This is a genomic window from Streptomyces sp. Tek67B01 (assembly GCF_055231995.1).
The window spans coordinates 3,456,237-3,478,597 of record NZ_JBUYUY010000001.1; the positions used below are offsets into that span (position 1 = coordinate 3,456,237).

Here is a 22,361-nt window from a genome sequence, read left to right on the forward strand (position 1 = left end):
CCTCGCTGTGTTCATTGCCTGCCCCCAACGAATCGGGGCCAGGACTTTTTCAAAGGAACCTCATCCACCGAAATGGACGGGGTATCAACTTCTGGCGTTGATTTTTGGCACGCTGTTGAGTTCTCAAGGAACGGACGCTTCCTTCGTACTCACCCTCGCGGGTTTTCCTCCGGGCGCTTCCTTTGTTCTTCGTTTTGTTCTTGCGTTTCCGACTCTATCAGACTCTCTCGTGTCCGATTCCCGGTCGAAGCGGGATTCGCTTTCCAGTTCTTCGCTTTCGCGTTTCCCTTTCCGGCGAGACCGACTCTATCAGAACTTTTCCACCGGATTTCCCGGCTTCAGAATCCTGATCGAAGGGTCGAGGCGCCCCGATCGGAATTGCCTTCCTCGGGGGCGTGCTGCCGAACCTCTCAGCTCCAGGCAACCGTTCTACTCTACAACCCTGCCCCCCGCACGGTCAAAATCGCCCGTCCCCGACGCCGTGCAGGCCCCCGTGCGGACGCGGACTGCGCGATGGCGCCGCCTCCGCCCTGGCGGCGGATCGCCGACCTGTACCCCGGCGAGGCGAAGAACGACGCGAAAGACGCGTTCATCGTCGCTGACGCCGCCCGCGCGATGCCGTACACGCTGCGGACGATCGACGACGAGGACAAGACGATCGCTGAGCCGGAGATGCTCCTCGGCGCTGGGGCCACGCTTGCAGCACCCGGCCGTCCCCACGGTGCTGGAACGGTTCGGGCCACCGGCTCAGATACGCAAGACCGGACAGCGGCGGCTGGTCGCCCTGCTGCGACCGAAGCCCCCGAAGGTGGCCGAGCGGCTGGTCGAGGAGATGCCGGCCGGCCGGAGCGAGGAGCTGCTGGAAGCTCCCCCTTTCCAAGGGCCGGACCCTCGCTGCCGGGAGTCGGCGTCAGGACCGGAGCCCGCGTCCTGATCGAGGTCGGCGACGGCAGCACCTTCCCGACCGCCGGCCACCTTGCCCCCTACGCCGGACTCGCTCCGGCGACCCACAGCTCGGGCTGCTCAATCCGCGGCGAACAACCCTCCCGAAGTGGAAACAACCAGCTCAAGCGGGTCGGGCCGAACGCAGGCCGACGTCCTGTTACGCAATGCTCCTGGACGAAACTTCTGCCCAGCGGCGCCGAGCCGGCCGGGGCCAGGTCGCACCGGTCATCGGGGGAACCGGCACAAGAACGATGTCTGCGTCCGTGTCGAAGACGGGCAGCCCCGGTCCGGCAAAGGCGGCTCTCCGCTCAGACCCCGCGGTGAACACGAAGCGAGTCGGGCTCCACGGCCCGGCTCGTCGACCGATCCCCCGGTGGGCTGCCGCGGTGGACAGGTCACCGGCGGCTCAAGCGGCGGGCGGTGGAGCTCATCGACGCAGTGAACTGCGAGGGCGTGCGGAGATTGGGCCCCACGACCGGTGCGACGCAGGCCGGATGGATCGGAAGTGTGGGTCCAGCGACCGACGAGCCAGGGCGGTCTCACATCCGGCCTGGCGAAGCCGGTCGTACTGCTCGAAGTCTGGTTGAGCAGTGTGTCGTGCCATCCTCCGGGTCTGCCATCACGTTGTTCAACCACGGCAGCTCCCTCCCGAGGCACGTCACCCCCGCGCAGGGGCTGCTCGGGGGTGACGTCGTGCAGGCCGCGCCGCAGGCACAGCACACCGTCTGCGTAGAACACGAGGTAGGGATCATGCAGCCCTACTTCCACCACCATTGCCTTCAGTTCTTGCGGAGGGTTCAAGGTGAGAGCCCATTGCGCCTAGTGCTGTGACCGGCAAGGTTCGCCGATTGCTCGTTGTGCTGGTTGGAGATGAGTTCTCCAACCAGTCTGAGTAGGCGGGCTGACGCAACCGGTGCGAGTTCGCGGGCTGCCGGAGCAGGCGGGGCAGAGACTCCAGCACATCGTCCGGCGGGGCAGCACGAGTTCGGTGCGGTTCCGGCGGGTCGACAGTACTCCGGCTTCGGCCGGGGGCGGCGTGGCCCGTTTGCCTGAACCCTCGGGCGTGGCCCGTTTGCCTGAACCCTCGCTGGGCGGGAGCCGTCCCCGCCTTCCCGACCGTGAGGACGAGGGCTTCGTCGTCCAGACGACCACCACCTGACCAACCATGCCGGGAGGCCCTGCGGTGCTTACTCACCCGCCGCAGGATCTCCTGCCAGCACAGGAAGACCTGGAAGGAGTCTCCGGACTGCTTCCACGGGTGCTACTCCGTCGGTGACGACCAACTGTGGGGCACCAGCCGGCGCCGCAAGGGCATCGGCCACACCTCGGCCGCCCTGAGAACGATCCGAGCGGCCCGCCCGAACGGCGCCCCGCTCTACGTGATCCTCGACAACCTCACCGCCCTCCGGAACCGGAGAATCCGCAGGTGGGGGTCCACAACAAGGTCGAGCTGTGCTTCACCCCGACCCAAACGCCCGGCCGCCCCGACGTCCTCGCAGCACGACGACGCGAGCTAGCCCGAATCCGCCGCGAAAAAGGCATCCGCTGGGGCGGCAGACCACTACCCACCGCGGCCTGACCGCCCAACTCGGCGAACCTTCGCGGTCACAGCACTAGCCACCCAGCCAGGCAACCGGGGCCAGCTGTCCCCGGTGTTCCGTTAAACCACGGTTGCTCGTGCAGCCGGCACACCGTGGCCCGGCCGTCGGCGACCTCGTTGCGTTGCGCCACAAGTCGAACACGCCGCCCAAACCACCATCCCCGGCTCCGTACCACCCCGTGCCGTTTCGCCGGCCAGTCCGGTCCGGCCACGGCGTCGTGCGTGATGGGCGGGTGGCTGGCGAGGTCGGAGCGGGCGTCATGTCGCTACGTCACCCTGGCTGGCCGCCGACCTGGACGGTGCGGCGAAGCTAGTGGCCTCGACGTCGGCCTCGAGCTGGGTGATCTGCTCGGCTTCGAATGGTCTCTTCGCGGACCACCTCGCACAACGACCGCCTCGAGTCTGTCTGGCCGGCCGACCGTTCGCGGCGCCGTCAGAGGTTGACCCGCTTGAGGTACACACGGCTTCGGTGTGGGACGGTCTGGTACCAGAGCATCAGGTGCTCGTCCTCGTACGTACGCAGCCTCATGGGGTGGGGGTCCTCGTAGAGGCTGCCGTCCTTGGGGTCGATGGCCATGGAGGCCAAGTCGACCAGACCGTCCATCACCGCGCTGACGAGCATTTGCTGCTCAACGGGCATGTCCCCGAGCACCCATACCCGGCCGGGATCGCACTCCCAGGCCCAGCCGCTGTCGCTCTCGACGCCCTCCCCCCGCGGGGTCACAGACCGATCTCCGCCTGGGCCTCGGCCAGGATGCGGCTGCTCGTCTCCATGGCGGCCCGGAACTCCTGTTCCGTCGATGCCGGGTCCCCGGCGACACGTTCCGCCTCCAGGAGCGCTGCCGACCGCGCCGGCCACCGATGGATGGCCACATGAGTGGCCCACTTGATCAGGAAGAACCGCAGCGGGTTGATGGCACCGGTCTCCGCGGCCCGGTCGAACGCCTCGTTGCATTCCTTGTCGAGCGCGGCGAGGCTCGCCATGTCGATCCGCCGCACCGCGTCCCGCAGTGCCTCGCGCGTCATGGCCGGCTGGGGGATGAGCGGGCCGCCGGCGTCCAGCTGCTGTGCTGTCATCTGCCCTCCAGGGAACGTCGCCAGGATACCCAGCCCCACCGCCAAGCCGAGTGGCTTCCGTCGCCTCGAAAATGGTCCGGAACGCAGAAAAGCCCCGCACCGAGCCGGTAAGGGCTGGTGCGGGGCTTTCCCACAATGATTGTTCGGCGGCGTCCTACTCTCCCACAGGGTCCCCCCTGCAGTACCATCGGCGCTGAAAGGCTTAGCTTCCGGGTTCGGAATGTAACCGGGCGTTTCCCTAACGCTATGACCACCGAAACACTATGAAGATATCCAACCGGATGAAAACACGGTCGTTACTTCAGAACTAACACAGTGGACGCGAGCAACTGAGGACAAGCCCTCGGCCTATTAGTACCAGTCAGCTCCACCCGTTACCGGGCTTCCACATCTGGCCTATCAACCCAGTCGTCTACTGGGAGCCTTACCCTCTCAAGGAGGTGGGAATACTCATCTCGAAGCAGGCTTCCCGCTTAGATGCTTTCAGCGGTTATCCCTCCCGAACGTAGCCAACCAGCCATGCCCTTGGCAGGACAACTGGCACACCAGAGGTTCGTCCGTCCCGGTCCTCTCGTACTAGGGACAGCCCTTCTCAATATTCCTACGCGCACAGCGGATAGGGACCGAACTGTCTCACGACGTTCTAAACCCAGCTCGCGTACCGCTTTAATGGGCGAACAGCCCAACCCTTGGGACCGACTCCAGCCCCAGGATGCGACGAGCCGACATCGAGGTGCCAAACCATCCCGTCGATATGGACTCTTGGGGAAGATCAGCCTGTTATCCCCGGGGTACCTTTTATCCGTTGAGCGACGGCGCTTCCACAAGCCACCGCCGGATCACTAGTCCCGACTTTCGTCCCTGCTCGACCCGTCGGTCTCACAGTCAAGCTCCCTTGTGCACTTACACTCAACACCTGATTGCCAACCAGGCTGAGGGAACCTTTGGGCGCCTCCGTTACCCTTTGGGAGGCAACCGCCCCAGTTAAACTACCCATCAGACACTGTCCCTGATCCGGATCACGGACCGAGGTTAGACATCCAGCACGACCAGAGTGGTATTTCAACGGCGACTCCACCATGACTGGCGTCACGGCTTCAAAGTCTCCCACCTATCCTACACAAGCCGAACCGAACACCAATATCAAACTGTAGTAAAGGTCCCGGGGTCTTTCCGTCCTGCTGCGCGAAACGAGCATCTTTACTCGTAGTGCAATTTCACCGGGCCTATGGTTGAGACAGTCGAGAAGTCGTTACGCCATTCGTGCAGGTCGGAACTTACCCGACAAGGAATTTCGCTACCTTAGGATGGTTATAGTTACCACCGCCGTTTACTGGCGCTTAAGTTCTCAGCTTCGCACGCCCGAAAGCGCACTAACCGGTCCCCTTAACGTTCCAGCACCGGGCAGGCGTCAGTCCGTATACATCGCCTTACGGCTTCGCACGGACCTGTGTTTTTAGTAAACAGTCGCTTCTCGCTGGTCTCTGCGGCCACCCCCAGCTCAGGAAGCAAGTTCCTTCACCAGTGATGGCCCCCCTTCTCCCGAAGTTACGGGGGCATTTTGCCGAGTTCCTTAACCATAGTTCACCCGAACGCCTCGGTATTCTCTACCTGACCACCTGAGTCGGTTTAGGGTACGGGCCGCCATGAAACTCGCTAGAGGCTTTTCTCGACAGCATAGGATCATCCACTTCACCACAATCGGCTCGGCATCAGGTCTCAGCCTTAATGAGGGACGGATTTGCCTACCCCTCGGCCTACACCCTTACCCCGGGACAACCACCGCCCGGGCTGGACTACCTTCCTGCGTCACCCCATCGCTTACCTACTACAAGTCTGGTTCGTCGGCTCCACCACTTTCCTTTCCCCGAAGGGTCCGGAACGGCTTCACGGACTTAGCATCGCCTGATTCGATATTGGGCGTTTCAAAGCGGGTACCGGAATATCAACCGGTTGTCCATCGACTACGCCTGTCGGCCTCGCCTTAGGTCCCGACTTACCCTGGGCAGATCAGCTTGACCCAGGAACCCTTAGTCAATCGGCGCACACGTTTCTCACGTGTGTATCGCTACTCATGCCTGCATTCTCACTCGTGAACCGTCCACAACTAGCTTCCGCTGCTGCTTCACCCGGCACACGACGCTCCCCTACCCATCACAACACCCGTTGGGGCTTATTGCTGCAATGACACGACTTCGGCGGTACGCTTGAGCCCCGCTACATTGTCGGCGCGGAATCACTTGACCAGTGAGCTATTACGCACTCTTTCAAGGGTGGCTGCTTCTAAGCCAACCTCCTGGTTGTCTCTGCGACTCCACATCCTTTCCCACTTAGCGTACGCTTGGGGGCCTTAGTCGATGCTCTGGGCTGTTTCCCTCTCGACCATGGAGCTTATCCCCCACAGTCTCACTGCCGTGCTCTCACTTACCGGCATTCGGAGTTTGGCTAAGGTCAGTAACCCGGTAGGGCCCATCGCCTATCCAGTGCTCTACCTCCGGCAAGAAACACACGACGCTGCACCTAAATGCATTTCGGGGAGAACCAGCTATCACGGAGTTTGATTGGCCTTTCACCCCTAACCACAGGTCATCCCCCAGGTTTTCAACCCTGGTGGGTTCGGTCCTCCACGAAGTCTTACCTCCGCTTCAACCTGCCCATGGCTAGATCACTCCGCTTCGGGTCTAGAGCGTGCAACTCAATCGCCCTATTCGGACTCGCTTTCGCTACGGCTTCCCCACACGGGTTAACCTCGCTACACACCGCTAACTCGCAGGCTCATTCTTCAAAAGGCACGCAGTCACGACCGTTGTTCCGAAGAACAACGGCGACGCTCCCACGGCTTGTAGGCACACGGTTTCAGGTACTATTTCACTCCGCTCCCGCGGTACTTTTCACCATTCCCTCACGGTACTATCCGCTATCGGTCACCAGGGAATATTTAGGCTTAGCGGGTGGTCCCGCCAGATTCACACGGGATTTCTCGGGCCCCGTGCTACTTGGGAGATTCTTAAGCAAGCCGCTGATGTTTCGTCTACGGGGGTCTTACCCTCTACGCCGGACCTTTCGCATGTCCTTCGACTACATCAACGGTTTCTGACTCGCCGACCGGCCGGCAGACCGATCAAAAGAATTCCCACAACCCCGCATGCGCAACCCCTGCCGGGTATCACACGCATACGGTTTGGCCTCATCCGGTTTCGCTCGCCACTACTCCCGGAATCACGGTTGTTTTCTCTTCCTGAGGGTACTGAGATGTTTCACTTCCCCTCGTTCCCTCCACACTGCCTATGTGTTCAGCAGTGGGTGACAGCCCATGACGACTGCCGGGTTTCCCCATTCGGACACCCCCGGATCAAAGCTCAGTTGGCAGCTCCCCGGGGCCTATCGCGGCCTCTCACGTCCTTCATCGGTTCCTGGTGCCAAGGCATCCACCGTGCGCCCTTAAAAACTTGGCCACAGATGCTCGCGTCCACTGTGTAGTTCTCAAGCAACGACCAGCCACCCATCACCCTGCACCGAAGCACAAGTTCACTGGGGCCGGCATCGCAGAAGGACAGCCATACGGCCGTACCCTCAGACACCCAACAACGTGCCAAGCACCGAAGACCTTCCGTCTCCTCTTTCCACGCCGAAGCAGTACTCGAGAACCATCAGACCATCCGGTGCCAACTAATCAACGTTCCACCCATGAGCTGACCGTGCAGAACATTTGTCTGCAATCGGTACTGTGCTCCTTAGAAAGGAGGTGATCCAGCCGCACCTTCCGGTACGGCTACCTTGTTACGACTTCGTCCCAATCGCCAGTCCCACCTTCGACAGCTCCCTCCCTTACGGGTTGGGCCACCGGCTTCGGGTGTTACCGACTTTCGTGACGTGACGGGCGGTGTGTACAAGGCCCGGGAACGTATTCACCGCAGCAATGCTGATCTGCGATTACTAGCAACTCCGACTTCATGGGGTCGAGTTGCAGACCCCAATCCGAACTGAGACCGGCTTTTTGAGATTCGCTCCACCTCACGGTATCGCAGCTCATTGTACCGGCCATTGTAGCACGTGTGCAGCCCAAGACATAAGGGGCATGATGACTTGACGTCGTCCCCACCTTCCTCCGAGTTGACCCCGGCGGTCTCCTGTGAGTCCCCATCACCCCGAAGGGCATGCTGGCAACACAGGACAAGGGTTGCGCTCGTTGCGGGACTTAACCCAACATCTCACGACACGAGCTGACGACAGCCATGCACCACCTGTATACCGACCACAAGGGGGGCACTATCTCTAATGCTTTCCGGTATATGTCAAGCCTTGGTAAGGTTCTTCGCGTTGCGTCGAATTAAGCCACATGCTCCGCTGCTTGTGCGGGCCCCCGTCAATTCCTTTGAGTTTTAGCCTTGCGGCCGTACTCCCCAGGCGGGGAACTTAATGCGTTAGCTGCGGCACCGACGACGTGGAATGTCGCCAACACCTAGTTCCCAACGTTTACGGCGTGGACTACCAGGGTATCTAATCCTGTTCGCTCCCCACGCTTTCGCTCCTCAGCGTCAGTAATGGCCCAGAGATCCGCCTTCGCCACCGGTGTTCCTCCTGATATCTGCGCATTTCACCGCTACACCAGGAATTCCGATCTCCCCTACCACACTCTAGCTAGCCCGTATCGAATGCAGACCCGAGGTTAAGCCTCGGGCTTTCACATCCGACGTGACAAGCCGCCTACGAGCTCTTTACGCCCAATAATTCCGGACAACGCTTGCGCCCTACGTATTACCGCGGCTGCTGGCACGTAGTTAGCCGGCGCTTCTTCTGCAGGTACCGTCACTTTCGCTTCTTCCCTGCTGAAAGAGGTTTACAACCCGAAGGCCGTCATCCCTCACGCGGCGTCGCTGCATCAGGCTTTCGCCCATTGTGCAATATTCCCCACTGCTGCCTCCCGTAGGAGTCTGGGCCGTGTCTCAGTCCCAGTGTGGCCGGTCGCCCTCTCAGGCCGGCTACCCGTCGTCGCCTTGGTGGGCCATTACCCCACCAACAAGCTGATAGGCCGCGGGCTCATCCTTCACCGCCGGAGCTTTCAACCCCCGCCCATGCAGGCAGGAGTATTATCCGGTATTAGACCCCGTTTCCAGGGCTTGTCCCAGAGTGAAGGGCAGATTGCCCACGTGTTACTCACCCGTTCGCCACTAATCCACCCCGAAGGGCTTCATCGTTCGACTTGCATGTGTTAAGCACGCCGCCAGCGTTCGTCCTGAGCCAGGATCAAACTCTCCATGAATGCTTACCCGTAATCGGGTGAAACACACACTTAGAGCGGGTCAACCAAGGTCGGAATAAGACCGGTCGACCACAACGTCCTCGCTGTGTTCATTGCCTGCCCCCAACGAATCGGGGCCAGGACTTTTTCAAAGGAACCTCATCCACCGAAATGGACGGGGTATCAACTTCTGGCGTTGATTTTTGGCACGCTGTTGAGTTCTCAAGGAACGGACGCTTCCTTCGTACTCACCCTCGCGGGTTTTCCTCCGGGCGCTTCCTTTATTCTTCGTTTTGTTCTTGCGTTTCCGACTCTATCAGACCCTTTCGGGCCTGACCCCCGGTCAGCGGGGTTTGTCTTCCGGGCTGTTGGGCCCTTCCGACTCCCAGAACTCTAGTGGATTTCCCCGGCGATTCATAATCGGCCTTCGGGAATTCATTCGGGCATGCCGAATTGGTTCCCGGTGGGAGATCGTGCTGAGTTGGGTGCCGCAACGAGGCGGCGGGATATGCTGTCGCCGGAACCTTCCGATCCTGGGACAACTCGAAGAACCTTACGGACCTGTGGGGGGCGTGTCAACCCCGGGCTTGGAGGTCTTCCACGCGGTCCAGGAGGCGGGTGAGCATGTCGCCCAGCACCCCGCGTTCCGCCGTGGAGAGGTCCTGGAGCAGGTCCTCCTCGAAGACGGTCGCCGCGCGCATGGCGTCGAGCCACTTGCTGCGGCCCTCGTCCGTCAGCTCCACGATCACGCGGACGCGGTTCGACTCGTCCCGTTCGCGGGTGACCAGTCCCTCCGCCGTCATCCGGTCGATCCGGTGGGTCATCGCCGCCGGCGTCAGGCCGAGCTGCTTCGCGAGCTCGCTCGGGCCCATGCGGTACGGGGCTCCGGAGATGACGAGGGCCTTGAGGACCTCCCACTCCGCGTTGCTGATGCCCAGGGCGGCTGTCTGGCGCCCGTACGCGACGTTCATGCGGCGGTTCAACCGGCTCAGTGCCGAGACCACCTTCTCGACCTGGGGGTCGAGGTCCTGGAACTCGCGCTGGTAGACGGCGATCTGCTCGTCGAGGCTCGGTTCGTGGACGGGGGTAGTGCCGTCGGTTTCACCCATGCCCCGAAGTATCGCACGAGCTCATTGGCATCTAACTCCTTCGATGTGTAGAGTTAAGCATCGAACTTTAGGTATGAAGTCTTCAGGCTTCAGTTATTGGGGTGGGTGAGAAGTGACCAAGGTGATGGGCGCTGCGATGCGGCGGATCCAGGCCGGCAACGCGTTGACCGCGTTCGGCATCGGCTTCACGGTTCCGTTCCTCTACATCTACGTGGCGCAGGTGCGAGGTCTGGGTTCCATGGCTGCCACGAGCGCGTTCGTGGCGTTCGCGCTGGGTGCTCTGATCGCGCTGCCCTTCACCGGTCGCGTCATCGACCGGCGTGGTCCGGTCCCGGTCGTGATGGGTGCCGCGGTGGCCGCGGCCGCCGGCGCGCTGTCGCTGGGGCTGTCCACCGGTGTCGTACCGGTCCTGCTGTCCGCTCTGGCGCTCGGTGCCGGGCAGGCCGTGATGCAGCCCGCGCTGGCCACCATGATCGTGTGGTGTTCCACCCCGTCCACCCGGACGCGCGCCTTCGCCCTCCAGTTCTTCATGCAGAACCTGGGGCTGGGCATCGGCGGCCTCATCGGCGGTCAGATCGTGGATGTCGGCCGCCCGGGCAGCTTCACCATGCTCTTCGGCATCGAGGCCGTGATGTTCCTGGTGCTGGCCGGCGTCATCGCCACCGTGCGCATGCCGCACGCGCCGAGCATCAAGGACGCCGTACCGAAGGACCCGGGGGCCGGGGGCGGCTGGAAGCGGATGCTCCGGCACCAGGCCATGGTCAAGTTGTTGGTGCTGGGCTTCGTGATCTTCTTCGCCTGCTACGGGCAGTTCGAATCCGGGCTCGCCGCCTTCGGGACCGAGGCCGCGGGGATCTCCCCGTCGACCCTGGGGTTCGCGCTCGCCGCCAACACGGGGGCGATCGTCGTCGCGCAGTTCGTCGTGCTGAAGCTGGTCGAGAAGCGTCGGCGTTCCAGGGTCATCGCGTTGGTCGGTCTGATCTGGACGGGGGCGTGGGTGATCGCCGGGTTCTCCGGGCTGGGGCACGGAAGCACGCTGATGGCCGCCGGTGCGTTCGTAACGACGTACGCGCTCTTCGGTATCGGTGAGGCCATGCTGTCGCCGACGCTCGCCCCGCTGGTGGCGGATCTGGCGCCGGAGGGTTCCGTGGGTCAGTACAACTCGGCGTTCGCGCTGGTCAAGCAGATGGCGCTGGCCCTCGGGCCGCTCGGTGTGCCGCTGGGTGCGGGCGTGCCGATGCTCTACATCGGGGTCTTCATCGCCGTCTCGCTGGGGATCTCGTGGCTGGCGCTGCGGATCGGCAAGCAGCTGACCGCCGTGCAGGACAACCCGTCGACGGCCAAGGTCGTGGTGCGGGTGGAGCCGGCCGCCGTACAGGTGCCGGTACCCGTCGCCGTGTAGTCCGTGGGCTGGGCGTGGGTGTGGGCGTAGAGGTGATGTGGGGAGAAGGCCCGGTCCGTGGTGACCGGGCCTTCTCCGTGTCCGGCTAAGTGGTCGGCAGGGCGAATTCGCACCAGACGGCCTTGCCTCCGCCGGGGGTGCGGCGGGTGCCCCAGCTGGAGGCGATGGTCGCGACGATGGAGATGCCCCGGCCGGTCTCGTCGGCGGGCTCGGCGCGGCGGCGGCGCGGGAGGTGGTCGTCGCCGTCGGTGACCTCGACGATCAGGCGGCGGTCGGTGCGCCGCAGCCGGAGCCGCATGGGCGGGGTTCCGTGTTGGAGGGAGTTCGCGACGAGTTCGCTCGCGGCCAGGACTCCGAGGTCGCACAGCTCGACGGGGAAGCGCCAGGAGGTGAGGACGCCCTGTGCGAAGGCGCGGGCGCGGGGGGCGGCCTCGACTCCGCCGAGCAGTTCTAGGGCGGCGTTGTGGAAGAGCTCGGCGTCGGCGCCGGTGCGGGCGGGTTGCTGGAGGACCATGACGGCGACGTCGTCGTCGTGGTCGGCGTCGATGCCGAGGGCGCGCATCAGGCGGTCGCAGATGACGGCCGGGGTTCCTTGGGCGCCGGAGAGGGCGCGTTCCAGAGCTGCGACGCCTTCGTCGATGTCCTCGCCACGGCGTTCGACCAGGCCGTCGGTGTAGAGGACGGCGGTGGAGCCGGGGCCGAGCGCGATGGTGCCGGAGGTGTGGAGCCAACCGCCCGTGCCGAGCGGCGGGCCGGTGGGGTCGGCGGCGCGGCGTACGGTGCCTTCCTCGTCGCGGACCAGGATGGGGAGGTGCCCGGCGGAGGCGTAGGCGAGCAGGCCTTCGTTGGGGTCGTGGACGGCGTAGACGCAGGTGGCGATCTGGCTGGCGTCGATCTCGGCGGCGAGGCCGTCGAGGAGCTGGAGCACCTCGTGGGGCGGGAGGTCGAGGCGGGCGTAGGCGCGGACGGCGGTGCGCAGCTGACCCATGACGGCTGCCGCGCGGACGCCGCGGCCCATGACGTCGCCGATGACGAGGGCGGTGCGGCCGGCGCCGAGGGTGATGACGTCGTACCAGTCGCCGCCGACGGCCGCCTCGGTGCCGCCGGGCTGGTAGGTGGCGGCGATACGGAGGTCGTCGGGCTGTTCCAGTTCCTGCGGGAGGAGGGAGCGCTGGAGGGTGACGGCGGCCTCGCGCTGGCGTCGCTCGCTGGCGCGCAGGCGTTCGGCGGCCTCGGCGTGGTCGGTGACGTCGGCGAGGTGGACCAGGACACCGGTGTGGTGGGGGTCGGTTCGGCCCTCGCCGCCGGCCTTGGGGAAGGAGACGGGGGTGCAGGTGACGGTGTAGGAGCTGCCGCCGCCGGGTGCGGAGCGGTTCTTGGCGGTACGGGGCTTGCCGCTGCGCTGGACCTGGTCGAGGAGCGGGAGCAGGCCGAGCTCGCCGAGTTCGGGGAGGGCGAGGTGCGCGGGGGCGCCGGTGGTGCGGGCGCCGAAGCCGGCGGTGTAGGCGTCGTTGACGTAGGCGACGCGGTGCTCGGGGCCGTGGACGAGCGCGACGAGGGCGGGGAGCAGGCCGAGCACTTCCCGCGCGGAGAGTTCGTCGAGGGACGGCACTGCCGTGAGGGGGCCCGTGCCGGTGCCGCGGACGGTGGGGTCGGCGGGGACCCCCTCCGGGGGCGGGGGCGGGGAGGAGGTGGCCGCGCCGCGGGCCGCCGGGACCGAGCCCTCACCCCGTTTGGCCTGGGCGGCGGCGTGTTCGGTCCGGGCGGCGGCGCGGCGCTGCGTTCCGGGGAACCGTGCGCTCCAGCGCGTGAAGTTCACTGCGTTCAAGCCTCGTGGTGTCGCAAGTGGTCGCTGTATCTGCCCCAGCAACGGCCGGGAGCTGCCCCCGGGGTCGAGCGCTGGACGGTGTCACTCTGTGCAGGTGTGAGCCCACCTATGGTCACACGTCCAGTGTGGCCGGGCGCACTGACAGCGTCAGTCCCCCTTGTCTTTCGGGGGGTTGGCGGCGGGGCCCGATGGGGGTGCGGGCGGTGGTGGGGGCGTGGACGCGGGCGGGGGCTTGGGGGTGCCACCTACGGCGAGTTCGAACTCGGCGCGGGGGTGTTCCAGGGAACCGAGGGAGACGATCTCGCGCTTGAACAGGCCGGAGAGGGTCCACTCGGCGAGCACGCGCATCTTGCGGTTGAAGGTGGGGACGCGGCTGAGGTGGTAGGCGCGGTGCATGAACCAGGCGGGGTAGCCCTTGAGCTTGCGGCCGTAGATGTGCGCGACGCCCTTGTGGAGGCCGAGGGAGGCGACCGAGCCGGCGTACTTGTGCGCGTACTCGGTGAGGACCTCGCCGCGCAGCGCGGCGACGAGGTTGTCGGCGAGGGCCTTGGCCTGGCGGACGGCGTGCTGGGCGTTGGGGGCGCATTCGCGGCCGGATTCGTCCGCGGTGATGTCGGGGATGGCGGCGGCGTCGCCGGCGGCCCAGGCGTGTTCGACGCCTTCGACGGTGAGGAAGGCGGTGCAGGCGAGGCGGCCGCGTTCGTTCTTGGGCAGGTCGGTGGCCGCGAGGATCGGGTGCGGTTTGACGCCGGCGGTCCACACGACGGTACGGGTGGGGAAGCGGGAGCCGTCGCTGAGGACGGCGACGCGGTTCTCGCAGGATTCGAGGCGGGTTTCGAGACGGACGTCGATGTTGCGTCTGCGCAGTTCACGGACGGTGTAGACGCCCATCTCCGGGCCCACTTCGGGGAGGATCCGGTCGCTGGCCTCGACCAGCACCCACTTCATGTCCTCGGGCTTGATGTTGTGGTAGTACCGGGCCGCGTACCGGGCCATGTCCTCCAGCTCGCCGAGCGCTTCGACGCCGGCGTAACCGCCGCCGACGAAGAGGAAGGTGAGGGCGGCGTCGCGGATCGCGGGATCGCGGGTGGAGGAGGCGATGTCCATCTGTTCGATGACGTGGTTGCGCAGGCCGATGGCCTCTTCGACGCTCTTGAAGCCGATGCCGTAGTCGGCGAGTCCCGGGATGGGGAGGGCGCGGGAGATGGAGCCGGGCGCGAGGACGAGTTCGTCGTACTCGATGTGCATCGGGCCCGTTCCCTCGTCGGCGGTGGCGAGGGTGGAGACGGTCGCGGTGCGCTTGGCGTGGTCGATGTGCTCGGCTTCACCGATGACGATGCGGCACTTGTCGAGGACGCGGCGCAGCGGGACGACGACGTGGCGCGGGGAGATGGCTCCGGCGGCGGCCTCGGGGAGGAAGGGCTGGTACGTCATGTAGGGGTCCGGAGTGACCACCGTGACCTCGGCTTCGCCCGGTCTCAGCTTCCGCTGGAGCCGGAGGGCCGTGTACATGCCGACGTACCCGCCGCCGACGACGAGGACGCGCGCGCGGGGCGGGGTGCCGGGTGCCGTGCCCGGGGAGTTAGCAGCCTTCACCATCCCATGACGCAACGTGGCTGGGAGTTTGTCCACAGGCTGGGCAAATTGTGTGACCGGGGGGAGGGGTGGGACGGGGGTGTCCCAGGGTCTGGATACGAGAGAAGCGCAGCAGGTCAGAGGGTGCGGAGGCGATGATTCCGGAGGCTTCCGCCGGAAAAGTGGGGGTGAATGCTCCGATCGGGCGGTGCTCCGTGCGGGGCTGCCTCTTCTGAATTGACTCTGGCTCAACTATGTTCGTATCTCGTCGAGGAGCAGGACCGGGGCCCACTGACCGTGGCCCACCTCGGCACGAAGGCGGGGAGTGTCTCCGGGGGGAGACAAAAGATTACCGGGGGATACATATGAACATGTCCGATTTCCATGGTTCTGCGACCGCTCTGTCCGCTGACAGCGGCCGCGTGATGACTGGCGCGACGACTCACGGCGTGGGCCGTTCCACGCCCCTGCGCGTCGACGCCCAGCGCAACCTCGAACACGTCCTGCGCGCGGCGCGCGAGGTGTTCGGCGAGCTGGGCTACGGGGCGCCGATGGAAGACGTGGCCCGGCGGGCGCGGGTCGGTGTCGGAACCGTGTACCGGCGTTTCCCGAGCAAGGACGTGCTGGTCCGGCGGATAGCCGACGAGGAGACCGCCCGGCTGACCGACCAGGCGAAGGCCGCGCTGGGCCAGGAGGAGGAGCCGTGGCAGGCCCTCTCCCGCTTCCTGCGCACCTCGGTGGCGTCGGGAGCAGGACGGCTGCTGCCGCCGCAGGTGCTGCGGGTCGGCGGGGCCGAGGAGGACGGCGTCGAGGAGGCGGACGCCGTCCGCGTTCCGCACCAGCGGCAGGCCGTCGTGGCGGGAGCCCCGGACCTGCGTGTGGTCGGCTCGCGGACCGCCCAGGAGGAGCCGGCCGAGGAGTCCGGGGCCGCCGCGCTGCTGGAGGTCGTGGGCCGGCTCGTGGACCGCGCCCGGGAGGCGGGCGAGCTGCGCGCCGATGTCACGGTGGCCGATGTGCTGCTGGTGATAGCGACCGCCGCTCCGGCACTCCCGGACCCGGCGCACCAGGCCGCCGCGTCCGCGCGGCTGCTCGACATCCTGCTGGAGGGGCTGCGCTCGCGGACGGCGTGACGCCGGGCGGGTCTCGTCGGGGCGGCTCGCGGGGTTGGCGACTTGAGCGGGGGCTGGCCTGCATGACTTGAGCGGGCGCCTGCCCGAGTGGCCGGGCTGAGCGGGCTCCTGCCCGAGTGGCCGGGTCGCCGGCCGGGCTGAGTGGGCCGCCGGGCTGAGTGGGCGGCCGGGAGGTGCCTCACTCGAACGTCGGCCACTCGAACGGGTGGGGATCGGTACGGCGCTCGGCCGGATCGTCCCCGGACGAGTGGATGGTGCGGAGAGCTGCCCGGGGCGCCTGTGCCGTGTGCCACGCTGGGCCGGTGTACCGGTTGAGTGTGGCGTGCGGAGGCTTCCGCGATGAGCGTTGACGGGCGGAGCGAGTCGGTCGGTGACGCCGGTGACAAGGCCGAGGCCGGCGGAATGCCCGCCCGGCAGGTACCGGCGCAGCGTGAACGCCCCGGCCGGCACGCCGCCGCGGGTGGCTCGGGTGGAGAACTCCCGCCTTCCGACGCCGACTTGCTCGCCCGGATGCGCGCCGGGAACGACGGCGCCTACGAGGAGTTGTTCCGCCGGCACGCCGATGCCGTACGACGCTACGCGCGCACCTGCTGTCGGGACGTGCACACCGCCGACGACCTGACCGCCGAGGTGTTCGCGCGGACGCTACAGGCGGTACGGGGCGGAGCCGGGCCGGACCACTCGGTGCGGGCCTACCTGCTGACGACCGTACGACGGGTCGCCGCGACCTGGGCGAAGACGGCCAAGCGGGAGCATCTGGTCGAGGACTTCGCGGTGTTCGCCGAGCAGGCGACCGCGGGTACGGAGGCCGGCGGCGGGTTGGGCGGGGTGTCGGGGGACGACACCCTGGAACTGGGCGCCGATGTGCGGGCCATGCACGAGGCCGAGCGATCGCTGGCGATGCAGGCGTTCCGCAGCCTGCCCGAGCGGTGGCAGGCGGTGCTCTGGCACACCACCGTGGAGGAGTCGACGCCGAGCGCGATCGCCCCGTTGTTCGGGCTGAGCGCCAACGCCACGGCAGTGCTGGCCGTCAGGGCCCGTGAGGGCCTCAAGCAGGCCTACCTCCAGGCGCATGTGAGCTCGGCGCTGAGTGAGGGCGGCGACTGTGCCCGGTACGCGGACCGGCTGGGCGCGTACGCGCGGGGCGGTCTGCGGCTGCGGGCGGAGCGGGGGCTGCGCAAGCACTTGGAGGAGTGCGCCAAATGCCGGCTGGCCGCGCGGGAGCTGAAGGACGTGAATGCGGGGATTCCCGCACTGCTGCCGGTCGCGGTCATCGGGTGGTTCGCCGCCGGGTACGCGGCGAAGGCGGCCGGTGTGGTGGCGGGTGGGGCGTTGGCCGCCGGTGGGGCCGGGGCTGCCGCAGCGGCGGCCGGAGGTTCCACGGCGGGTGCCGGAGCCGCGGGAGCGGGGGCGGGAGGGGCGGGGGGAGGGGCCGGGAGCGCGGTGGTGTCCGAGGGGTTGGGGATGCCCGCCAAGGCCGCCATCGCCGCCGGGCTCGCGGTCGCGGCGGCCGCCGGGGTGGTGTTCGCCCTGGCCGGGGACGATGCCGAGCAGCAGGCCGCAGCACCGCCGGTGCCGGGGGTGGCGGCGCCGGTGCGGCATGCGCCCGGGTCTGCCTCGCCGCCCGTGGCGGAGCCGGGGCCGCCGCGGGCGGAGTCACCGGTGGCGGAGGTGCACGTACCGTCGCGGCCGAGTGTGGCGGCGCCGTCCGGAAGGCCGGTGGCCAAGCGGCCGGCTTCCCCGTCGCCGTCCCCGTCGCCGTCGCTTTCGAGGTCCCCGGCCGCGTCCCGGTCCCCGCTGCCCGCGCCGAAGCCGCCGCAGGGGTTCCAGCTGGCCCGGTTGGAGCACTCCGCGTACGGGCGGCACAGCGGGCCCGAGCTCGAGACCTGGCACAGCAGCTGGGTGTGGCAGCGCTGGGGGCTGGTCGTGGGTGGCCGACGGTTCGCGCAGGGGATCACCGTCGACTCCCGTTCGTCGGTGGAGATCAGCCTCAACCAGCAGTGCCGCGCCTTCTCGGCGCGGGTCGGGGTGGACGGCATGTCCCTGCTGACCGACGGCGAGGTGCGGTTCTCCGTGTACGGGGACGGACGGCGGCTGTGGCAGTCCCGGGCCCTCGGCCACGACGACGGCCCGGTCGGCGTCGACGTGCCGCTGGCCGGGACCAGGACGCTGCGGCTGGTCGTGGAGCGGGCCGGGGAGGGGCGGCTGCCGACGCTCGCGAGCTGGGCCGACGCGGTCGTCGACTGCGGGTGAGCAGCCCCGCGACCGCGGCCGGGGTGGGTGCGGCGCCCGCCGTCTCCTCCTCTGCGTAGCGGGCCCGTCCGAGTGCGGCGAGGTTCTTGCCCGGGAGCGCCCGCAGTGCGGTGGCCTCCGGGACAGACCGCGGCCGGCCCGCGCGCCAAACGGATGGCGGCCCCAGGGCCCGTACGGATTTGGCGGGCCGCCTGGCGGAGGCGAGTAACGAGGCAACGGTCGCCAGGACGCGTTCGGCGCAGTGGGCGGTGACGGCCGCCTCCAGGGCCGGCCCGATCCGCGCCAGTCCTTAGGTCAGGCCATGGCCGCAAACCGGGCAATTCTGCCGGGTCCCTGACCGGGTGGGCGGGGGTTTTCGGCGGGTGGTGCGGGCGCGGGCGCGCAGGGCTGCGCCGGGCAGTGTGGACCCGGACCGGCGCCTCGGATGCTGGCGAGGCTGAACAGGCACCGGGCGGGGCCGTCGCCCGGGCGGCCAAGGCTGTGCCGGACCGTGCGATGCGGGGGCCGAATCGGCGCCTCGGACGCCGGCGAGGCGGAACGTTTCCGGAGGCGGGGGGTCGGCTACGGCGCCGTCACCCACGCGGCCCCGGCGCGGCCCGGCAAGGGGGGCAGCCCGTGCCGAGCCCGGGCGGTCGCCCGAGCAGCCCCGGGTGCGCCGGGACGCGCGGGGGTCAAGCGCGCACCCCACGCCTTGGACTCTGGCGAGGCTGCTGGTGTTGGCCGGGGCGGGGTGCGGCGGTGGTCAGCCTCCGGGTGGCGGGGACAACTGGGGCGCAGCCTCGGGTGGTGGCCGCTTGGGGATCCTCCGCCGACCCGTGGCCGCCCAACGGGGCGGGAGCTCCGGCGGTTCATGTCCGGGCGCGGGGCGCGGGGGTGTCGCCCGAGCGGGCACGGCTGCGCCGGGCAACGTGGGGCTCGGCTCAACGCCTGGTACCACCCACGCCGGCGAGGCCCGACGTGCCCGGGACCGGGGCTGCGTAGGAACGCCGCCGCATGACTGCGCGCGCAGAACCCCGGCGCGGGCGGTACGACCCGGTGCCCGGAGCGGGGTGTGCTGCGGGCACGGCGCCGGCACGCGGGCGGGCGCAGGGCTGCGCCGGGCAGCGTGGAGCCGGCCCGCGCCTCAAACGCCGGCGAGGCTGAACAGGGACGGGGGCGGGGCCGCCCGGGGGGCCAAGGCTGCGCGGGGCGATGCGGGGGTCGAACCGGCGCCTCGGACGCAGGGTGCGGTCGGACGCGCCTTCACCGGTGGCTCCGCGATTGCGGGCGGCGGGTCAGGAGAGGGCCGGGCGGCGGTGGGGGAGGCCGGTTGGGACCGCGCGGCGGCGGGGGGTTGAAGTGCCCGTCCAGCAGGTGCCGCGGCGGGCCAGCAGGCGGCGGAGCCACAGTTCCATCGAGACGAGTTCCGCCAGCCCGTCCAGCGGCACCGGCCGCCCGTCCGCCGCGTCGAGCAGGGCCTGGCGCACCACCCGGGCCTCGATCAGGCCGGCGTCCGCCAACAGCGGTGCGGTGAACAGGGGCAGCAGGGAGGTCAGGGCGGCGCGCAGCCCCAGGCGGGTCGCCGTCTCATTGGGCTCGGGGGAGCTCACCCCCCAGCCCGGCGGGAGTTCCCGTACCCCGGAGGCCGACAGCACGCTGCGCAGGATCGTCGCCCGGGCCCCGGGCTGTACCCGCAGGGACTCGGGCAGGGCCCGCGCGGCCCGTACGACCTGGTTGTCGAGGAACGGGGCGTGCAGGCGCTGGCTGCGGACCTCCACGGCCTGCTCGAAGACCCGGTGGTCGGCGGCGTGTCGGGTCAGGGCGGCGCGGGCCCGGGCCTCGCCGGGGCGCAGGGACAGCGGTGGCCGGCCCGCGGCGGTGGCGAGCCGGATCGATACTTCCGCCAGCGCTTCGCCGGTCAGCCAGCCCGCCGCAGGTCCGGGCCTGGACCAGGTCAAGGCCGCCAGCGAGGCGTCCACCGGCCCGCCGGCGGCCGCCGCGACCGCTCCTTCGCGCAGCCGGGTCGCGGCTGCTTCCATGCCCGCGCGGTACGAGGTACGGGCGAGCCGGCGGGCCGCGGCGTAGACGGTCAGCGGCACCAGCAGGGAGCGTGAGTCCGCGGGCGCCGTCCGCGCCAGTGCGGCCACCGGGCGCAGCAGGTGGCGTCTGCGGCGGTCCATCAGGAGGTCGGCCAGCCGGGCGGGGTGCGCGTCGAGGACCTGGCGGGCGCCGTGCCCGGTGAAGTGGTCGGCGGAACCGGCGGCCAGGCGGCGCCGCTCGCGCGCGGCGAAGACGAGGGAGGGTCCGGGTTCGTCGGTCAGGGGTCCGTCGAGTTCCGCGTACGGGAGGGCTTCCTCGGCGGCGGCCACGACGACGTGGTGGAGCCGGGGGTCGGTCGCGATGGCGTGGGCCCGTTCCAGTTCGGCCTCGCGCCCCAGGGGTGTGGCGAGGTCGTTGAAGGTGACGGCGAGGAGCCGTGAGCCGGTTCCGGGCAGGGTTCCGGGTACTCCGGGCAGGCCTGCCGCGAGGAGGGCCAGGGTCGCGGAGGCGCTGCCGCCGGAGAGGTCGGCGCCGACTCCGGGCACGGGTGCGGGGGCGCCGCGTGCCGCGCGCCGGTCGGCGGGACCCATTCCGGGCACCGGGCCGGGGTCGGGACCCAGTGCGTCGGGAGCATGCCGGGGCGCCGTGAGCCGGGCGCGCACCGCGTCGACCAAAGCTTCCCGTACGCCCTCCACCGCGCGCTCGGGGTCGGCTTCGGGGGCGGCGACCGCGAGGGAGGCGACCGGTTCGTATCCGGTGATCTCCCTGGAGCCCTCGCGCAGGATCAGCGTGTGGCCGGGCGGGATGCGTCGGACGCCGACGTACGGTGTGCCGTCGCCCAGTGCCTCGGGGCTGTCGGGGCAGGCCAGCAGGGCGGCGAGATGGCCGATGTCGAGCTGTGCCTCGATGAGGTCGGCGAGCGGCAGGGCGGCGGTGGCGTACGCGGTGCCCCCCGCCCAGGGCGTGTAGAAGACGGGTCGGGCGCCGGCGAGGTCACCGAGGACGGTGATCCTGCGGCCGGCCTGTACGACGGCGGTGTAGCTGCCGGACCACTGGGTGAGGTGGCGCAGCGCCCCGCCCCTGGCGGCGTAGAGCGCGCGGCGCAGTTCGGCGTCGGTGGCGCCGCAGCAGCCGAGGACGGCGAGCCGGGTGAAGGGGTCGGTGGGGTCGGCCGTGATGGTGCGGATCTCGTCGGGGCGCCAGTCTCCGACGGCCCAGAGCGGGTCGGGGTCTCCCCACAGGAGTTGTGCCCCGACGGGGTGGACGGTGCGTTCGGCGTCCTGGGCGGCCGGGTCGTCGGCGTAGGCGGCGTCCGCGAGGCCGCCGCGGGGGGTATCCGCGTAGGGGGTCCCGGCGGTGGAGTCGTACGCGGTGGAGGTGTGGGCCGTCGAGCCGTACGCGGAGCCGCCCGTGGACCCGCCCGTGGACCCGTATGCGGACGCGGAGCCGGAAACGCCCTGGCCGGAGACCCTTCCGGCCGTGCCGAAGCTCGCGGCGATACTGCTCCACCCGACCAACCAGCGCACCGCCGCCGCCTCCCCAGCCTGTGGGCAAATGACCGGGGCACGGGCAGTGCGGTCGGCGTGCGGGCACGACCGTCCGGGGCCCCGGGTGGCTCGGGGTCCATGCTGCCACGAGACATGGCGTGCGAGAGGGGTTCGGGGGGCGCACATGCAAACGAACACGCCCCCAGCACACGGTATTTGGCGTTCCGTTCCCACCGTCCCATAGGTCGGTTTCAGCCATTCTTCGGCCGTACTGAGGGGTCGTGACGGCCCGCGACGGGCCCGTACGGTCCGTCGGCGGGGCGCGGCCCGGGGGGCGCGATCCACCCCCCGGCCCGTTCCGCCACCCGCGGGGATTGAGGCAGCGGCATCCCTCGGCCCACCCGGTTCCCACGGGATCCGCGCGGCGGGCCGACCCACGCACCGGACATCGAATCGTCGGGTCCGGCGGGCGGCCAGAGCGCACGGCCGGGCGCACGGCACCACGGGCGGAGCACGCGCTGACGCGTGCGCCCCGGGTACGGGCCCCCTCCCGACTGTGCGTGCGGACAACAATCTCGCCATACGGAAGTCGGGGCCTTAACGCTTGGGAGGCGGGGAACTACGCTGGGTTTACGAAATGCCGGGCGCCTATGCCCCGGCGGCGTCTGCGTTCCGCGTGTGACGAGGGGTGGCG

At 68.5% G+C, this 22,361-nt stretch carries 9 protein-coding genes, 3 rRNA genes and 2 pseudogenes; 5 read left to right on the forward strand and 9 right to left on the reverse strand.

Going from position 1 to position 22,361, the window contains the following annotated elements:
* Positions 1 to 528: 528 nt before the first annotated feature.
* Both ACV7NM_RS15525 and ACV7NM_RS15530 read left to right on the forward strand, forming a co-directional pair.
* Positions 529 to 1,074, forward strand: a pseudogene (locus ACV7NM_RS15525) (transposase); the annotation flags it as partial.
* Positions 1,075 to 1,846: 772 nt separating this feature from the next.
* Positions 1,847 to 2,524, forward strand: a pseudogene (locus tag ACV7NM_RS15530) (hypothetical protein).
* 454 nt (positions 2,525 to 2,978) lie between these two features.
* Here the strand turns inward: ACV7NM_RS15530 and ACV7NM_RS15535 are convergent.
* From ACV7NM_RS15535 to ACV7NM_RS15560, 6 genes are all read right to left on the reverse strand, one after another.
* Positions 2,979 to 3,269 (reverse strand): hypothetical protein, encoded by a 291-nt coding sequence (locus tag ACV7NM_RS15535; RefSeq protein ID WP_463410837.1) that lies wholly within the window; start codon positions 3,267 to 3,269, stop codon positions 2,979 to 2,981.
* The gene (locus tag ACV7NM_RS15540; RefSeq protein ID WP_463410838.1) at positions 3,266 to 3,622 is read right to left on the reverse strand and encodes a hypothetical protein; all 357 of its coding nucleotides are present in this window, start codon (positions 3,620 to 3,622) and stop codon (positions 3,266 to 3,268) included. Before ACV7NM_RS15540 ends, ACV7NM_RS15535 begins: the two co-directional genes overlap by 4 nt.
* A gap of 141 nt (positions 3,623 to 3,763) precedes the next feature.
* Positions 3,764 to 3,880: ribosomal RNA gene (rrf, locus tag ACV7NM_RS15545) — 5S ribosomal RNA — on the reverse strand.
* A gap of 73 nt (positions 3,881 to 3,953) precedes the next feature.
* Positions 3,954 to 7,077: ribosomal RNA gene (locus ACV7NM_RS15550) — 23S ribosomal RNA — on the reverse strand.
* Between the two features lie 283 nt (positions 7,078 to 7,360).
* A 16S ribosomal RNA gene (locus ACV7NM_RS15555) occupies positions 7,361 to 8,885 on the reverse strand.
* The 16S, 23S and 5S rRNA genes sit together here, the layout of an rRNA operon.
* 554 nt (positions 8,886 to 9,439) lie before the next feature.
* A complete protein-coding gene (locus tag ACV7NM_RS15560) occupies positions 9,440 to 9,973 on the reverse strand; it encodes a MarR family winged helix-turn-helix transcriptional regulator (protein WP_136210625.1) in 534 nt (177 codons plus the stop codon).
* A gap of 112 nt (positions 9,974 to 10,085) precedes the next feature.
* Here ACV7NM_RS15560 and ACV7NM_RS15565 point away from each other — a divergent pair, with 112 nt between their 5' ends.
* Positions 10,086 to 11,375 carry an MFS transporter gene (locus ACV7NM_RS15565; RefSeq protein WP_463410839.1) on the forward strand — a complete coding sequence of 430 codons (1,290 nt, stop codon included), beginning with the start codon at positions 10,086 to 10,088 and terminating at the stop codon, positions 11,373 to 11,375.
* 85 nt (positions 11,376 to 11,460) lie between these two features.
* Here the strand turns inward: ACV7NM_RS15565 and ACV7NM_RS15570 are convergent, their stop codons facing one another.
* Together ACV7NM_RS15570 and ACV7NM_RS15575 are read right to left on the reverse strand one after the other, a co-directional pair.
* Positions 11,461 to 13,194, reverse strand: a complete 1,734-nt coding sequence (locus ACV7NM_RS15570; RefSeq protein ID WP_463413953.1) for an ATP-binding SpoIIE family protein phosphatase — start codon at positions 13,192 to 13,194, stop codon at positions 11,461 to 11,463.
* A gap of 156 nt (positions 13,195 to 13,350) precedes the next feature.
* Complete coding sequence (locus ACV7NM_RS15575) at positions 13,351 to 14,802, reverse strand: NAD(P)/FAD-dependent oxidoreductase (RefSeq protein ID WP_463410840.1); 1,452 nt, start codon at positions 14,800 to 14,802, stop codon at positions 13,351 to 13,353.
* A 341-nt stretch (positions 14,803 to 15,143) separates the two neighbouring features.
* Here ACV7NM_RS15575 and ACV7NM_RS15580 point away from each other — a divergent pair, with 341 nt between their 5' ends.
* On the forward strand, positions 15,144 to 15,908 hold the full coding sequence (locus tag ACV7NM_RS15580; protein WP_463410841.1) for a TetR/AcrR family transcriptional regulator: 765 nt from the start codon (positions 15,144 to 15,146) through the stop codon (positions 15,906 to 15,908).
* A gap of 339 nt (positions 15,909 to 16,247) precedes the next feature.
* Positions 16,248 to 18,161: a sigma-70 family RNA polymerase sigma factor gene (locus tag ACV7NM_RS15585; RefSeq protein WP_463410842.1), complete on the forward strand. Its 1,914-nt coding sequence runs from the start codon at positions 16,248 to 16,250 to the stop codon at positions 18,159 to 18,161.
* Positions 18,162 to 19,435: 1,274 nt separating this feature from the next.
* Here the strand turns inward: ACV7NM_RS15585 and ACV7NM_RS15590 are convergent.
* Positions 19,436 to 21,706: an asparagine synthase-related protein gene (locus ACV7NM_RS15590; RefSeq protein ID WP_463410843.1), complete on the reverse strand. Its 2,271-nt coding sequence runs from the start codon at positions 21,704 to 21,706 to the stop codon at positions 19,436 to 19,438.
* Between the last annotated feature and the right edge of the window lie 655 nt (positions 21,707 to 22,361).

What these genes read in the sequence shown, in the direction of transcription:
- ACV7NM_RS15585 (WP_463410842.1), top strand. Translation starts at nt 16,248, where the DNA reads ATGAGCGTTGACGGGCGGAGCGAGTCGGTCGGTGACGCCGGTGACAAG.
- ACV7NM_RS15575 (WP_463410840.1), bottom strand. Translation starts at nt 14,802, where the DNA reads ATGGTGAAGGCTGCTAACTCCCCGGGCACGGCACCCGGCACCCCGCCC.
- ACV7NM_RS15580 (WP_463410841.1), top strand. Translation starts at nt 15,144, where the DNA reads ATGAACATGTCCGATTTCCATGGTTCTGCGACCGCTCTGTCCGCTGAC.
- ACV7NM_RS15540 (WP_463410838.1), bottom strand. Translation starts at nt 3,622, where the DNA reads ATGACAGCACAGCAGCTGGACGCCGGCGGCCCGCTCATCCCCCAGCCG.
- ACV7NM_RS15560 (WP_136210625.1), bottom strand. Translation starts at nt 9,973, where the DNA reads ATGGGTGAAACCGACGGCACTACCCCCGTCCACGAACCGAGCCTCGAC.